9 protein-coding genes are annotated in these 14,994 nt (G+C 67.4%); 1 reads left to right on the forward strand and 8 read right to left on the reverse strand.

Translation table 11 applies throughout. The features are described from left to right. Positions 1-135: 135 nt before the first annotated feature. From NNJEOMEG_RS01970 to rpmE, 8 genes are all read right to left on the reverse strand, one after another. On the reverse strand, positions 136-2,679 hold the full coding sequence (locus NNJEOMEG_RS01970; RefSeq protein WP_235956813.1) for a PAS domain S-box protein: 2,544 nt from the start codon (positions 2,677-2,679) through the stop codon (positions 136-138). 230 nt (positions 2,680-2,909) lie between these two features. Continuing rightward, on the reverse strand, positions 2,910-4,658 hold the full coding sequence (locus NNJEOMEG_RS01975) for a SulP family inorganic anion transporter (RefSeq protein ID WP_235956792.1): 1,749 nt from the start codon (positions 4,656-4,658) through the stop codon (positions 2,910-2,912). Positions 4,659-4,864: 206 nt separating this feature from the next. Further along, the gene (locus NNJEOMEG_RS01980) at positions 4,865-6,361 is read right to left on the reverse strand and encodes an alpha,alpha-trehalose-phosphate synthase (UDP-forming) (protein WP_235956793.1); all 1,497 of its coding nucleotides are present in this window, start codon (positions 6,359-6,361) and stop codon (positions 4,865-4,867) included. A gap of 19 nt (positions 6,362-6,380) precedes the next feature. Continuing rightward, complete coding sequence (gene otsB / locus NNJEOMEG_RS01985) at positions 6,381-7,202, reverse strand: trehalose-phosphatase (RefSeq protein WP_173080764.1); 822 nt, start codon at positions 7,200-7,202, stop codon at positions 6,381-6,383. Then, positions 7,199-10,447, reverse strand: coding sequence for a maltose alpha-D-glucosyltransferase (gene treS / locus NNJEOMEG_RS01990; RefSeq protein WP_235956794.1), 3,249 nt, complete (start codon positions 10,445-10,447; stop codon positions 7,199-7,201). The genes otsB and treS overlap by 4 nt, the downstream gene beginning before the upstream one ends. Before the next feature lie 502 nt (positions 10,448-10,949). Then, a complete protein-coding gene (prfA, locus tag NNJEOMEG_RS01995; RefSeq protein WP_173080766.1) occupies positions 10,950-12,023 on the reverse strand; it encodes a peptide chain release factor 1 in 1,074 nt (357 codons plus the stop codon). 12 nt (positions 12,024-12,035) lie between these two features. Continuing rightward, positions 12,036-12,983: a DUF1385 domain-containing protein gene (locus tag NNJEOMEG_RS02000; protein ID WP_235956795.1), complete on the reverse strand. Its 948-nt coding sequence runs from the start codon at positions 12,981-12,983 to the stop codon at positions 12,036-12,038. 232 nt (positions 12,984-13,215) lie between these two features. Beyond that, entirely contained in the window at positions 13,216-13,434 is a 219-nt protein-coding gene (gene rpmE / locus NNJEOMEG_RS02005; protein ID WP_173080767.1) for a 50S ribosomal protein L31, read from the reverse strand. Positions 13,435-13,629: 195 nt separating this feature from the next. On the opposite strand from rpmE, the gene thiC reads away from it, so the two are divergent. Next, positions 13,630-14,928: a phosphomethylpyrimidine synthase ThiC gene (thiC, locus tag NNJEOMEG_RS02010; protein ID WP_173080769.1), complete on the forward strand. Its 1,299-nt coding sequence runs from the start codon at positions 13,630-13,632 to the stop codon at positions 14,926-14,928. The last annotated feature ends 66 nt before the right edge of the window (positions 14,929-14,994 follow it).

Consider the following 14,994-nt stretch of genomic DNA (forward strand, 5'->3'; position numbering starts at 1 on the left):
CTCGGCGGCCCTTGGCGGGAGCCTTCGGGCGGCTGCTGCCGCTCGCAGGCCCGACAGGGCGCGGGGCGAGACATTCGCTGGCGGTACGCGAAGCCGGAAGCGGCGCGGCCCCCCGCCGGGCGCAACGGCGCGCGCTCAGTCGGCGGAGTGGGAGGCGGAGGGGGCCGCCTCCAGGGGAAGGCGGATCACGAAGCGGCAGCCCTGACCGGGCTGGGAGAGCACGAAGATGCTGCCGCGATGGGCCGAAACGATGAAGAAGGAGACCGAAAGCCCGAGCCCGGTGCCCTCCCCGGGCGGTTTGGTGCTGAAGAAGGGCTCGAAGGCCTTGCGCCGGACCTCTTCGCTCATGCCGGGTCCGTTGTCCTCCACTTCCAACACGGCCATGTCGGCCTCGCGGCGCAGTCGCAGCATCAGGCGCGGCGGAGCGCCCTGAGCCGGATGCGATCCCATGGCCTGGGCCGCGTTGCGCAGAAGGTTCAGGATCACCTGTTCGATCTCCATGGGCGAGCACGGCACCTTTGGCATGTCCGGTTCGTATTCGCGCACGATCTCGATCCTTTTGAAGTCGTACTTCTTTTTCAGATCGTAGTCCGTGGCGGCCAGCTCCAGGCTGTTCTCCAGCAGTTCCTCCAGGCTGGACGGGACGCCGGGCGACTGGGAGCGCCGCGAGAACCCCAGCATGTTTCCCACGATGCGCGCGGCACGCTCGCCGGATTGCCGGATGGAATCCAGGAACTCCAGCACGCCCCGCAGGCGGAAATAGTCCTGCATGGCGGCGAGATCCACGCCCGCCTCCCGGGCCGCGGCCTTGTTGGCGGCCAGCTCCGGGGAGAGCCTGCGCCGGATGTTCTGCACGCCCTGAAGGATGCCGCCCAGGGGGTTGTTGATCTCGTGGGCCATGCCCGCCGCAAGGCCGCCCACGCTCATCATCTTCTCGGTCTGGACCATCATCTCTTCCAGGCGCAGCTTGTGGGTCACGTCGTCCACGCGCAGCACCGCGCCCTGTTCGCCGTCGGTGAGCAGGGGGTAGACCATCACGTCGTAAAAGCGCGGCTGGCCGCCGTCTTCCGGGCGCACGGTCTCCACCAGGAGCCTGCGCTCTCCCTGGGCGCTCTCCAGGGCGGGGCGGGCCTCCCGGTCCAGCCAGTCGCAGACCCGGGAGAGCGGGCTGCCCAGGGCCTTGGGGGCCTCCTGCCCGCAGAGTTCCCCGGCGCCCTTGTTCCAGTGGGTCACCATGCCCCTGGCGTCCAGGCCGATGATGGCCGAGGGCATGGACTCCAGGATGTTGTTGAAGAGGTTGCGCGTCTCGCGCAACGTGCGCTCGATGGCCTTGTAGTCCGTGACGTCGCGGATGGACTCGATGGCCCCGACCACCTCGCCCCGGCTGTCGTAGAGAGGCGCGGCCACGCCCCAGAGGGCCGTGGGCACGCCGCGCACGGGGGCGGTGGTTTCGGCCACCACGCGGTCGCCCACGCTGCGCACGAAGTCGTATTCGCGCCTCACCTGCTCGTCGGGGAGAAACACCAGATCGATGAGCATGGGGCGGCGCTTGCCGTAGATGGGCAGGGAGTATTCGTGGTCGCCCTTGCCGAGCATGTCGGCGGCCTTGACCCCGCTCATCTCTTCCATGGCCCTGTTCCAGGCGATCACCCGCCCCTGCCGGTCGATGACGAACGTGGCGTCGGGGGCGAAGTTGAAGATCTCGGAGGCGCGCTGTTCCGATTCGCGCAGGGCCTCCTCGGCCTGTTTGCGGGTGGTGATGTCGCGGAAGATGCCCTCCACGCCCAGCACCTCGCCCTCATCGTCGCGGTAGAAGGCGCTGCTGGTGGAGACAACCACGGGGGAGCCGTCCTTGCGCACCAGGGTGACCTCGTAGTCGCGCACCTCGCCTGTTCGCGCCAGGGTGGCAAGAAAGTTGTCGCGTTCATGGGGGTGGGCGTAGAAGCTCGAGGCGCTGCGGCCGAGCATCTCTTCCACCGAGGCGTAGCCCAGGAGACTGGCCCCGGAGGGGCTGAACATCACGAGCGATCCGCCTTTGTCGGTGCGGTAGTAGACGTCGGAGATGTTGTCGAGCACGGAGCGGTAGCGGGCCTCGCTTTCACGCAGGGCCTCCTCGTCGTGTCGGCGCTGGGTGATGTCGCGCCCGGAGACGATGGCCACGTCGCGTCCGTCCAGGATGGCCCGGCGGATGGAAACCTCCAGCCAGAAGAGCAGGCCGTCCCTGGTCCTGGCCCTCCAGGGGGTCACCACGGTCTCACCGGCGGCGGCGCGGCGCAGGAGCGCCTGGGCCCCGGCCTGCGTGTAGGGGGCTTCGCCGGAGCTGAGCTGTTCCACGCTTCGGGAAAGCATCTCGTCGCGGGCGTAGCCGTAGGTGTCCAGTGCGCGGCGGTTCACGTCGAGGATGGCACCGTCGGAAACGTCGAGGATGAAGAGCACGTCGCTCACGGAATCGAAGATGGTGCGGAAGCGTTCCCGGCTGTCCTCGATCTCGGCCAGGTGGGCCTTCACGCGTTCGTCTCCGCGCCGGATCACCACGAGGATCAGCGCCGCCGAGAGGGAGACGAAGAACCACCCCTTGAGCGTCTGCGCCCAGTGCAGGCCATCGGGCGAGCCGGAAAAGAGCGAACTGACGACCGCGTCGGAGAACACGATCCAGAGCACGCTCAGGATCAGATACATCAAGGCGACTTTCGCGGCCCGAGACTGGATCATCCGGAGACCTTCCACGTTTCCATACCTGTAGCGTGTAGCGGGCGCGAAGACAACACGCGCGGTGATCATCGGGAAAGGATTCATGCCGAAACGGCGGCGAACGGGTTCGCGCGGACGCTGATTCCGGGGCGAATCCCTGCGCGCCGCCATCCGTGGTGTCCGGCCTCCCCCGCGCGGGGAGGCCGGACACACGTGCGTCAGATCCTGTAGGGCACCTTTTCGGCGGCCTGGATGGCCTCGATGACGCTGTTGTAGAGGTGGTCCGGCCCGATGAGGTCGTCGGTGCCGAAGCGGTGCATGGTGGTCAGGAAGTGGGGGCGCGCGCCCACCAGGAAGAGTTCGATCTTGCGGTGGCGGCATTTGCGGATGAACCCCTCCAGGGCGTTGACGCCCGTGGAGTCGATGGTGGGCGTGTGGGTCACGTCCAGGATGAACACCCGGGGCTTGCCCTTCACCACGTCCAGGATGTCCTGGAAGCGGTCCGCGATGCCGAAGAAGAAAGGCCCGTCGATCTCGTAGACCTGGATGGAGTCGTCCCCGGCCACGTTGCCGCTGGGCAGCGGGCAGGATTCGTAGTCTCCCGGTCCGTCGGAGCGCCCGGCGAGGCTCATGGGGGCCTCGTCCTCCTCCTTGTCGTTGCCGGGGAGCTTCCAGGTGCTGATCTCGGTAAGTTCGCTCATGCGGCGCATGAAGAGCAGAGAGGCCAGCAGCACGCCCACGTACACGGCCACGGTGAGGTCCACCAGCACGGTGAGCGAGAACGTGGCCAGCAACACCGACACGTCGGAGCGCGGGGCCTTGAGGAGCCTTGCGAAGCGGCGGTATTCGCTCATGTCGAAGGCCACCACCAGGAGCACGGCGGCCAGGCTCGCCAGGGGGATGGCCGAGGCCAGGGGCGCGGCGAAGAGCACGAAGAGCACCAGTGTCAAGGCGTGCACGCAGCCCGCCACGGGCGAGACCGCGCCGCTCTTGATGCTGGTCACCGTGCGGGCGATGGCCCCGGTGGCCGGAATGCCCCCGAAGAGCACGGAGGCGATGTTGGCCGTGCCCTGGGCCATGAGCTCGGCCGAGGAGTCGTGGCGGTCGCCGGTCATTCCGTCGGCCACCACGCAGCACAGCAGCGACTCGATGCCCGCCAGCAGGGCGATGGTCATGGCGTCGGGCATGAGCCCCTTCACGGAGGACCAGTCCAGCGTGGGCGGCGTGAAGGCGGGCAGCGCGGAGGGGATGCCCCCGAAGCGGGTGCCGATGGTCTCCACGGGCAGGAAGAAGGCGGCGGCGGTCACCGCGCCCACGGCCACGCCGAACACCGGGGCCGGGATGATGGGGAAGAAGCGCCGGGCCAGCAGGATGGCCCCCAGGGAGACCAGCCCGATGGCCGAGGTGGCGGGGTCCACCTTGTCCAGGGAGGAGGCCAGCAGGGCCACCTTGGGCAGGAACTCCGAGGGCACGTGCGCGAGCTTCATGCCGAAGAACTCGGTGAGCTGGCTGAAGAAGATGAGCACCGCGATGCCGCTGGTGAAGCCGGTGGTCACGGGATAGGGGATGAACTTGATGAGCTTGCCCAGGCGGGCCGCGCCCATGAGCAGGAGCATGGCCCCGGCCAGGAGGGTGGTCAGCACCAGGCCGTCGTAGCCGTGCCGGTCCACCACGCCCGCGATGATCACCACGAACGCGCCCGTCGGCCCGCCCACGGCGAAGCGCGATCCGCCCAGGAAGGAGATCAGAAAGCCCGCGACGATGGCCGTGAAAATGCCCCGCTCGGGGGGCACGTGGGAGGCGATGGCGAAGGCCATGGCCAGGGGCAGGGCCACCACGCCCACGGTGAGCCCGGCCAGCACGTCCTTGGTAAGATCCCTGAGGCCCAGACCCCTGCGCAACACCCGGAACAGCTTGGGCACGGGCCAGCCTGTGGCCTCGCGCCCCGCGAAAGATGCCTCTTCCAAAGCCCTCTCCCCTTTTGCCAGATAAAAAACACTGCAAATCTGAGCAGTTACAAATTGAAAAGCTTGCGAAATGCGTTTGCGACGCTACGCCCTTTCCCAGGGGATTCAAGCAAAAAATGTTGCACCTCCGCGCCGCGTGCGGGGGCTTCACCACCGCGCCGACATGCGGCGCGGCGGGGGTCTCTTCAAGGGGCGGGGGCGGGCGATCAGGGGGTGGGCGTTTCGTCCAGGCTCCAGGGTTCATCCCAGGGCGGACCCATGCGATCCTGCACGGTGAGGTAGAAGTCGCCGTCCTTGGTGGGGAAGTCGCCCAGGCGCTTGGAGAAAGCGGCCATGAGGAAGGAATCGACCCATTGGAACACGTCGAAGCGCCGCAGGATGTCGCGCAAGGCGCGCATGTGCCTGCGCCTGACGGCCGCCGGGGTGTCCATGGCCTCGCGGATGGCCCGGGCCACCCCTTCCACGTCGAAGGGATTGATCATCGCAGCGTGGCGGTGGAACTCCATGGCCGCGCCGGCGAATTCGCTCAGGCAGAGCGTGCCGGTGAGCGCGGCGTTGCAGGCCACGTATTCCTTGGCCACCAGGTTCATGCCGTCGCCCAGGCTGGTGACGAGGCACATGTCGGCGGCCATGTAGTAGGTGATGAGCTCCTCGCGGGGCAGGTTGCGGTAGATGTAGTTCACCGGAGTCCAACCCGGCGTGGCGAAGCGGCCGTTGATGCCGCTGACCAGGCGTTCGACCTGCGCGAGCATGTCGCGGTACATGGGCACCTCCTCGCGGCTGGGAACGGTCACCTGGATCAGGCAGACCTTCCCGTGCAGCTCCGGCGAGGATTCCAACAGATGAGCGAAGGCGTTGAGCCGCTCGGGGATGCCCTTGGAATAGTCCAGCCGGTCCGCGCCGAAGAGCACGAAGCGGTTGCCGAATGCCTCGCGAAGCTTCCTTGCTGCGGCGACCGCCTCCTGGCGCGCGGCGTCGCGGACGAAGCTCTGGAAATCGATGCTGATGGGGAACCCGCCGATCCTTGTCTGACGCCCCCTGGAGGACACGGAGACGACCTGCCCCCTGCCCTTTCGTCTGCTGCCAGGGTAGAGGCGGCGGACGGACTCCGCGAAATTCACGCGGTCCTTGAGGGTCTGGAAGCCCACCAGGTCGAACTCCAGGAGGGCGTCCACCACCTGCCGCCTCCAGGGCAGGCGCAGGAAAATGTCCGCCGGGGGGAAGGGGATGTGCAGAAAAAAGCCCACGCGGAAGCTCTTGCCCATCTCCTTGAGCTGCTTGGCCATGAGCATGAGGTGGTAGTCGTGCACCCAGATGAAGTCGTCCGGGCGACCGGCCGCGGCCACGGCCGCCGAGAATTTGGCGTTTGCCCGGCGGTAGGCCTCCCAATAGGTGGGCAGAAAGTTGCACGGCAGCATGAACTCGTGGAACAGGGGCCACACGATCTCGTTGGAAAAGCCCTGGTAGAAACCGGCGACGTCTGCGTCGTCCAGTTCCACCGGGCGCAGCAGATACCCGGCGTCCTTGGAGAACTGGCGGCACACGGCGTTGAGCCCCGGCCCCGTGGCGCCGGGCCAGCCCACCCACAGGCCGCCTCTGTCGCGCAGCACCGGGGCTAGGGCGGTCACCAGCCCTCCCGCGCCCTGCCGGATGCGGAGCTTCCCCTCCTCGTGCGTCACCCGCACGGGAAGGCGATTGGACACGACGATGAGCCGCCTGGCGTCATGTGTTGACTGTTCCACCGAGCATCCTCCTTTGCATCCCGAGGGAGGCCGCGAAGCGCCCCAGCAGGATAAGCAGTTCCTGGGGCGCGCCGATGCGGTAGGCGGCCCGCGACGGACGCGGCCGTTCGTTCACCAGCACCCCGATGCCGCGCCCCTCCAGCGCGCGGAAGGCGTCCTCGTCGGTCTTGTCGTCTCCGAGGTACAGGACCAGGGCCCCGGGATTCTCCTGGAGCAGCGCCTTCACGGCCGTGCCCTTGTCCACTCCGGGCAGCCTGAGCTCCAATCCTCCGTCGAAGGCGTGAAGCTGGAACCCGGCCTCGTCGGCCAGACCGCGTAGCGGGGACTTCAGGCGCGCCTCAAGGGCATCACGCTCAACCGGGGACAGGCCGCGCCAGTGTACGGCCAGGCCGCAGGGCTTGCGCTCCGCCAGGGCGGGATCTCCGATCAGAGCCTCGGCGCGCTCCAGGGCAAGTGTCTGGGCGGCGTCCAGGAGTTCGAGCCTGGGCTCCATGCCGGGAAGCGCGCGTTGCGCCCCGTGGCAGCCCCAGATCTCCGGGGTGGGGTGAATGCCCAGCAGCCTCGCCAATTCCCCGGCCTCCCGGCCGCTTACGAGCACCATGCGGCTGGGACCGGCGGGGGGGAGGCGCTCCAGCACGTCGCGTACGCCCGCGTAAGGTTGGGCGTGATCTCGCGCGGGCCGGAAGGGGGCGAGAGTGCCGTCGTAGTCCAGGGCCAGGATCCAGGTTCTGCGGCCGGAAAGGGCCTCCACCATCTCCGGCGCTTCCAACAGGTGCCGCAGACCGGGCAGTTGAACGCTCATGGGAACACCTTCAGATAAGAATCGACCATATCCATGTACATGTCAGCCTCGTCGGGCCGCTCCCAGGCTTCGCGCATCACGCGCCCCAGGAGCTGCTCCAGCAGGAATATTCTTAGAAGTCCCAGCGTTTCTTCCCGAGCGCCGGGCAACTGTCCGGAGGGTTCCGCGTGCTCCAGGTAGCTCTTCAGGAAGGCGTGCCCGGCGGCGCGACGCCATAACGCGCGCCAGGCCGCCAGCCGGGTCTGGTCCGCCGGGTGTTGGCCGGGATCGGAACGGCTTGCGCGGGACACGGCCCTCTCGATGGAGACCAGCATGTTGGCCACGTCGCGCAGCGGCGAGCGTTTGATGGCGCGCTCGCCCAGTGGCAGCCGCACGTCGCCGTCGAAATCCACGATGCACAGCTCCGGCCCCCTGCGAAGAATGTTCACCAACCGGAAGTCGCCGTGGATGCGGATGCGCAGCCCGGAGGGCGGTATGGCAAGCAGGCCCGCCAGCCTGTCGCGCACCTGGGCCAGCGGCAGCCGCCTGGCCGTGCGCCCGGCTTCCTGGGCCGCGCGCCGCACCGCGCTGTCGGCACGGTGCGCCAGGTTGCGCATGCTCTGGTAGATGGAGCGCTGATAGAGCTTGTTGAAGGGCTCGGGCTCGAAGGCCGCCCCGGGCTCGCGCCCCAGGGCCGCGTGCAGGGATGCCGCCCGTTCGCCCAGGCGGCGGAAGAAATCCAGCACGTGTTCGCCCAGCACTCCGCGCTGGGCCTGGGTGAGCGCGGGCGCGGCGAGCAGCGGCTGCGCGACGGGGTCTCCGACGGGGCAGTCGGTGGCCAGGGCGAGTTCGGCCATGTGCCGCAAGGCCTGGTCCGCGAAGTCCCTGCCGTTCTCCGCGCCCGGGAGAAACTCCACGATCACGGCCAGCGTCATGCCCTGACTGCCCGGCCGGCGGTAGTCCAGCTCGGCGATGAGTTCCGGCACCCCCTCGAAGCCCTGACGCTTCAAGGCTTTGAGCAGCTCCGGCTCGTGATGGGCGCCCTCCTCCGGATGCCGGTAGATCTTGAGCAGCCCCTCATTGCCCAGCGACCAGCAGGCCGAATGCCTGGTGGAGCGCAGCAGGCGGCAGGCCTCGGACGCCACGGCCAGTTCGGCGCGACGCGCCCGCGGCAGAAGAACCTTGGCCGACCACTCGCTCTCCCGCGAACGCCGGGTGAATCCTCCGGTCATCTGGGCGGCCAGAAGATGCGCGGTGCGCGCGTCCTCCAGGCCGTCGATCAGCCCCGTGACCCTTGCGCCGTCCTTCAGGCGGGCCAAGACGGCCTCGGGCCGCGTCTCCTCCAGGTGGCGCAGGGATTCGCCGTGTTTGAAGCCGGGCATGGCCAGACAGAACGCCGCAGGCTCCTGCCCCGCTCCGGCGTCCACCAGGGCCAGCACGGGGGCATCGTCGCCGTGCCCCAGCACGAGATGGTCCAACAGACGCGCCGGACGCTGGGGCGCTCCTTCCTGCTGAAGGGCCGGCTGCGTCAGGAGTTGGGGGAAACGGGACACCACGCGGGCTATGATGTCATACCCCGGGACCTCGGAGGCGTCGTCCTGCAGGCCCCGCAGCACCACGCCCTCCGGGGCGCACGCCGGGGCCCGCTGGTCCTCCAGCACGAGCCAGAAATGGTCGTGCGGCCCGAGCGTCACCACGTAGGGGGCCTTGCCCACCTGCGGGAAGCGCGAACCGCCGAACACCTCCACCGGCGTGGTCCCGGCCAGTTCGCCCAGTTCCAGTTCGGCCACCTGGGCGTGGCGCGAGAGGTTCACCAGCACCAGCAGACGTTGGGATTCGTGCTCGCGCAGAAAGCTCAAAACCTTCGTGTTCTCGCTGCGCACGAAGCGAAGGGAGCCTTTGCCCAGCGAAGGCAGGGACTTGTACATGGCTATCAGGCGGCGCATCCACCACAGGAGCGAGGTCTGGTTGCGCTCCTGCGTCTCCACGTTGACGACCTGATAGTGGTATTCGGGATCCACCACCACGGGCGGATAGATGCTTTGGGGGTTTGCCGTGGAGAAGCCCGCATTGCGGTCCGGGCTCCACTGCATGGGGGTGCGCACGCCGTGGCGGTCGCCCAGGTGGTAGTTGTCGCCCATGCCCAGCTCGTCGCCGTAGTAGATGATGGGCGTTCCGGGGAAGGAGAACAGCAGGAAGTTGATCACCTCGATGCGTCGCCGGTTGTTCTGCATCAGCGGGGCGAGCCTGCGGCGGATGCCCATGTTGATACGCGCGCGGGCGTCGCTTGCGTAGGCGCGGACCATGTAGTCCCGCTCCTCGTCGGTGACCATCTCCAGCGTCAGCTCGTCGTGGTTGCGCAGGAAGAGAGCCCACTGGCAGACCTCCGGGATGGGGGGCGTCTGCTCCAGGATGTCCACCACTGGGTAGCGGTCCTCGGTCCACAGGGACATGAAGATGCGCGGCATCACGGGAAAGTGGAAGGCCATGTGGCATTCGTCGCCCCGGCCGAAGTAGCTCACGGCGTCCTCTGGCCACTGGTTGGCCTCCGCCAGGAGCATGCAGCCGGGGTGGCGGGCGTCCACATGAGAGCGCAGCTCCTTGAGGAACTCGTGGGTTTCGGGGAGGTTTTCGCAGTTGGTGCCGCTGCGTTCGATCAGGTAGGGCACGGCGTCCAAGCGAAGGCCGTCCACCCCCATCCCCAGCCAGTGGTCCACCACCTTGATCATGGCCTTGCGCACGGCGGGGTTGTCGTAGTTGAGGTCGGGTTGGTGGGAGTAGAAGCGGTGCCAGTAATGAGCCTTGGCCACGGGGTCCCAGGTCCAGTTGGAGTGCTCGAAGTCGTTGAAGATGATGCGCGCGCCCCGGTACTTCTCGGTGGTGTCGCTCCAGACGTACCAGTCGCGTTGGCGCGAACCCGGCGCGGCGCGCCTTGCGCGCTGGAACCAGGCGTGCTGGTCCGAGGTATGGTTGAGCACCAGTTCGGTGATGACCTTGAGGCCTCGGGCGTGCGCCTCGTGAAGAAAGCGGCGGAAGTCGCGCAGGGTTCCGTAGACGGGGTTGATGGAGTCGTAGTCGGCGATGTCGTACCCGTCGTCGCGCAGGGGGGATGGGTAGAACGGGAGCAGCCAGACGGCCCCCGCCCCCAGGCGTTGCAGGTAGTCCAGCTTGCCGATGAGACCCTTGAAGTCGCCCACGCCGTCACCGTCGCCGTCGGCGAAGGAGCGCACGTGCAACTCGTAGATGATCGTTTCTTTGTACCACATGGTGTCGTGCCTTCGTGTTCCGGTCGGCGGCGGTCCGGTCCGGGCGAACCCGACGCGCCGGCGGCGCATCGCGGCGGACCCCATGCGTGAGCCTTCCCGGCCTGCGACGACTTGGAAAGAACGCATCCCGGATGCCATGAAGTTGTTCGGAACGTTATGCAGCACCTGAATGGCCAGCTCCGCCTTCAACGGCGATCTGAACGCTGCATCGTGTTAGATAATTCAAGAAAAATACAAACGTCAGAAAGAAAACAGCAATCAATCTCGCTTGTTCATGAATACTCAATGGATACACAGCCGTCAACGCAGCTGGAATACTGTCCAATAATGACACTTATCAAAAGATTACGGATTGATACGGCTAGCATACAATGGTGCGCAACATGAAGTTTTGTCCATCTTCAGGAGTGATGAGGGGTTGCGGAAACAGGCAGCCCCAACGCGAAACGGCCCGGAACCTCGCGGTTCCGGGCCGTTTCGCCTCGTAGGGCCTTCAGGGCGATCAGGCGTTGTCGGCCTGGGCCTTGAGGGCTTCGGTCTGGTAGTGGCTGATGAGGGCGTCCATCATCTCGTCGATGTCGCCGTCCATGAGCCGGTCGAGGCTGTAGAGCGTCAGGTTGATGCGGTGGTCGCTCATGCGGCCCTGGGGGAAATTGTAGGTGCGGATGCGCTCGGAGCGGTCGCCCGAGCCCACCTGCTGGCGGCGGGTGGCTTCCACCTCCATGCGCTGCTTCTCCTGCTCCTGCTGGAGCAGGCGCGAACGCAGCACCTTGAGGGCCTTGGCCCGGTTCTTGTGCTGGCTCTTCTCGTCCTGGCAGATCACCACCAGCCCCGAGGGGATGTGCGTGACGCGCACAGCCGAGTCGGTGGTGTTCACGGACTGTCCGCCCGGGCCGCTGGAGCGGTAGACGTCGATGCGCAGGTCGTTGGGGTCGAGCTGAACGTCCACCTCGTCGGCCTCGGGGAGCACGGCCACGGTGGCGGCCGAGGTGTGGATGCGCCCCTGGGACTCGGTGGCGGGCACGCGCTGCACGCGGTGCGTGCCGGACTCGTACTTGAGGCGGCTGTACACCTTCTCGCCCGCGATGCTCAGGATGATTTCCTTGTAGCCGCCGGTGTCGGAGGGCGATTCGCTCATCACCTCCATCTTCCAGCGCTTGCGCTCGGCGTAGCGCACGTACATGCGGAAGAGGTCGGCCGCGAAGAGGGCCGCCTCCTCGCCGCCGGTGCCCGCGCGGATTTCCAGGAGGATGTTCTTGTCGTCCAGGGGGTCCTTGGGCAGCAGCAGGAGCTTGAGCTCGTCCTCCAGCTTGGGCATTTCATCCTGGATGGCGGCCACCTCGGCCTTGGCCAGGTCGCGCATGTCGGGGTCGGCGTCCTCCAGGAGGAGCTTGTTCTCCTCCAGGTCGTCCCGGAGCTTCTTGAAGCGGCGGTACACGGCCACCACATCGCCCAGGTCGGCGTGGGCCTTGGTGAGCTTGCGGTAGCGCTCCTGGTCGGAGAGGGCGTCGGGGGAGGAGAGGTCCTTCTCCAGGGTCAGGTACTTCGATTCGATGCTTTCGAGCTTGGCGAACATGATGGCGTCCGTTTACCGCTGGCCCAGCGCGCCCTTGAGGGCGGCGATGGCCACCTCGATCTGGGCGTCGTCGGGTTCGTGGGTGGTGAGCATCTGCATGGCCATGCCGGGACAGGAAAGGGCCTTGCAGAGGATGCTCTTGTGGAATTTACCGGAAAATTTAATGATCTCGTAGGAGATGGCGCTGATGGGGATCATGAGCACGAACTTGACCCCGATGATCCAGGCCTGCTTGAGCACAGCGTTCTGGGGCGACCAGAGCTGGATCAAGAGCGGCACCAGGAACGTGAAGAGCACGATGGACACGGCCAGCACGAAGAGCAGAAACGTGGTGCCGCAGCGCGGGTGCAGGCGCGAGAAGTCGCGCACGGCCTGGGGCGAAAGCTCCACGGAGTTCTCGTGCGCCCAGATCACCTTGTGCTCGGCCCCGTGGTACTGGAACACGCGGCGGATCTCCGGGATGAAGGAGATGGCCAGGATGTAGCCCACGAACATGAGCAGCTTGAACAGGCCGTCCCACATGTGGAACGAGAGCGCCTCGGCGTCGCCCGAGAGGCCCAGCCAGTTCATGCCCAGCGAGAAGAGGTGCGGGGCCACCACGAAGAGCAGCAGGGCGAAGCCGATGGCCCCGGCCATGGTCAGGGCCATGGCCCAGGGGGATATCTCGCCCTCCTCCTCGTCCAGGGACTGCTGGGCCGAGAAGTTGAGCGCCTTGATGCCGTTGACCAGCGTCTCCAGCAGCACCGGGAAGCCGCGCAGGAAGGGCTTGCGCAGGCACACGGGCGTCATGCTGAACCAGGGGCGCGTTTCCACGAAAATCTCGCCCGAGGGTTTGCGCACGGCAATGGCCAGGCAGTCCTTGGAACGGATCATCACCCCTTCCATGACGGCCTGCCCGCCAACGGTGTCGTTGGGGCCGGATGCCAGGAGGGACACGGACTTCAGGATGCGGCGGATCATGGCAGCCCTGGCGGCGCGGCGGTCGCGCCGCCCAAGTGAAAGATTCGTCGGGGCATGGAGCCCGTGGCGAACGACGCCAGGAGCCCGGCCGTCGGCAATTCCGGCGGCCCGGGGATGGATCGGCCCTGCGGACGGCCGCGGGCCTCGCCCGGGGCCGTGCGCCCCGCCGCCCGGCGGCAGGCCGCCACCCGGCGCGGACGCGGCCCCGCGAGGCGCGCCAAGCCTTTGCGGGCTAGGCCTTCTTGTCTTCGAACTTGGCGTACTTCTTCCGGAAGCGGTCGATGCGCCCGGCGGTGTCCACGAAGCGCTGCTTGCCGGTGTAGAAGGGGTGGCAGTTGGAACAGATTTCCACGCTCACCGTCTCGCCCTTGGTGGAGATCGCTTCGGACTGGTAGCCGCAGTTGCAGACGATCTTGGACTTGAAAGTCTTGGGATGGATGCCGCTCTTCATAAAATGCTCCTTGCTCAAATCGAAGACGGGCTCTATACACTCCCGCCAGCCGGGTGGCAAGCGAAATCCCGCGCTTTCGCGCGCCGCCCCGCCGTGCTAAACGCTTCGGCACGAACGGACCCGGATCCCCCGCGCGCCCGCATCCGGCCGCGCTCCCCCAGCCCGTCGCGCAAACAACCCATCGAGGACCTAGTTATGTCTCTCACCGAAAAAAACGCCGTCGTCTCGCGCCTGCTCGCCTCCCACGGCGAGGAGATCGCCGCCCACGAACACCTCACTCCCCAGGACATGGCCAGGGGCCTGGACGCGGGCCGCATGGTCCTCTTGGCCAACCCCGCCCATAAGAATGTGTCGCCCACGCTCATCGGTCAACCCGCCCGGGTGAAGGTGAACGCCAACATCGGCACCTCGCCCATGATCAACGACGTGGCCATGGAGCTCAAGAAGCTGCGCCTGGCCGAGCAGGCCGGGGCGCACACCGTCATGGACCTCTCCACCGCCGGAGACCTCGACCAGGTGCGCCTGCGCATCCTGGAGGCCTCGCCCCTGCCCCTGGGCACCGTGCCCCTCTACTCCGTTGCCCAGCCCTACGTGGCCAAAGGCCAGGACCCCAGCGACTTCACCGCCGAGGAACTCTTCGAGGAGATCGAGAAGGAAGCCGAACAGGGCGTGGACTTCATGACCCTGCACTGCGGCGTCACCGCGCGCGCGGCGGCCATGGCCTCCGACGGGCGGCGCATCCTGGGCATCGTCTCGCGCGGCGGGGCGCTCCTCGCGCGCTGGATGAAGCGGCGCAACGCCGAAAACCCGCTCCTGGAGCACTACGGCCGCCTGCTCAAGATCTGCCTCAAGCACAACGTGACCATCAGCCTGGGCGACGGCCTGCGCCCCGGCGCGGGCGCGGACGCCGGAGACGCCGCCCAGTGGGAGGAGGTCTCCGTGCTGGGCGACCTGGCCCGCCAGGCCCTGGACCACGGCGTGCAGACCATGATCGAAGGCCCCGGCCACGTGCCCCTGCACCTGGTCCAGGCCCAGATCCAGGGCATCAAGCGCCTCACCAACAACGCGCCCCTCTACGTGCTCGGCCCCCTGACCACCGACGCCGCTGCAGGCTACGACCACATCGCCGGGGCCATCGGCGGCGCCCAGGCCGCATACCACGGGGCCGACTTCCTGTGCTACCTCACCCCGGCCGAGCACGTCACCCTGCCCGGACCCGAGGACGTTTGGGACGGCGTGAAGGCCAGCCTCATCGCGGCCCAGTCCGCCGAAACCGCCCTGGGCCGCCCCTGGGCCGTGGAGCGCGACCTGGCCATCTCCCGCGCCCGCGCCGCCCTGGACTGGGAGGCCATGGCCGACAACGCCCTGGACCCCCACACTCTGCGCAAGCGCCGCAAGGACTTCCACAAGGAAAAGGAGTGCGCCATGTGCGGCGCGTTCTGCGCCATCCGCATGCTGGAAGGCGCGGAGCACGGCGTCTGCGACAAGGGCTGAGCCCTCTTCGCCCGTGAAAAGACAGGCCCCGCGCGACGCAACGTCACGCGGGGCCGTTCCTTTTGC

The organism is Fundidesulfovibrio magnetotacticus, assembly GCF_013019105.1.
Lineage (GTDB): Bacteria > Desulfobacterota > Desulfovibrionia > Desulfovibrionales > Desulfovibrionaceae > Fundidesulfovibrio > Fundidesulfovibrio magnetotacticus.

Excerpts from the sequence above, each read along its gene's own strand:
- NNJEOMEG_RS01970 (WP_235956813.1), bottom strand. The coding sequence starts at position 2,679 with ATGTATCTGATCCTGAGCGTGCTCTGGATCGTGTTCTCCGACGCGGTC.
- otsB (WP_173080764.1), bottom strand. The coding sequence starts at position 7,202 with ATGAGCGTTCAACTGCCCGGTCTGCGGCACCTGTTGGAAGCGCCGGAG.
- treS (WP_235956794.1), bottom strand. The coding sequence starts at position 10,447 with ATGTGGTACAAAGAAACGATCATCTACGAGTTGCACGTGCGCTCCTTC.
- prfA (WP_173080766.1), bottom strand. The coding sequence starts at position 12,023 with ATGTTCGCCAAGCTCGAAAGCATCGAATCGAAGTACCTGACCCTGGAG.
- NNJEOMEG_RS02000 (WP_235956795.1), bottom strand. The coding sequence starts at position 12,983 with ATGATCCGCCGCATCCTGAAGTCCGTGTCCCTCCTGGCATCCGGCCCC.
- rpmE (WP_173080767.1), bottom strand. The coding sequence starts at position 13,434 with ATGAAGAGCGGCATCCATCCCAAGACTTTCAAGTCCAAGATCGTCTGC.
- thiC (WP_173080769.1), top strand. The coding sequence starts at position 13,630 with ATGTCTCTCACCGAAAAAAACGCCGTCGTCTCGCGCCTGCTCGCCTCC.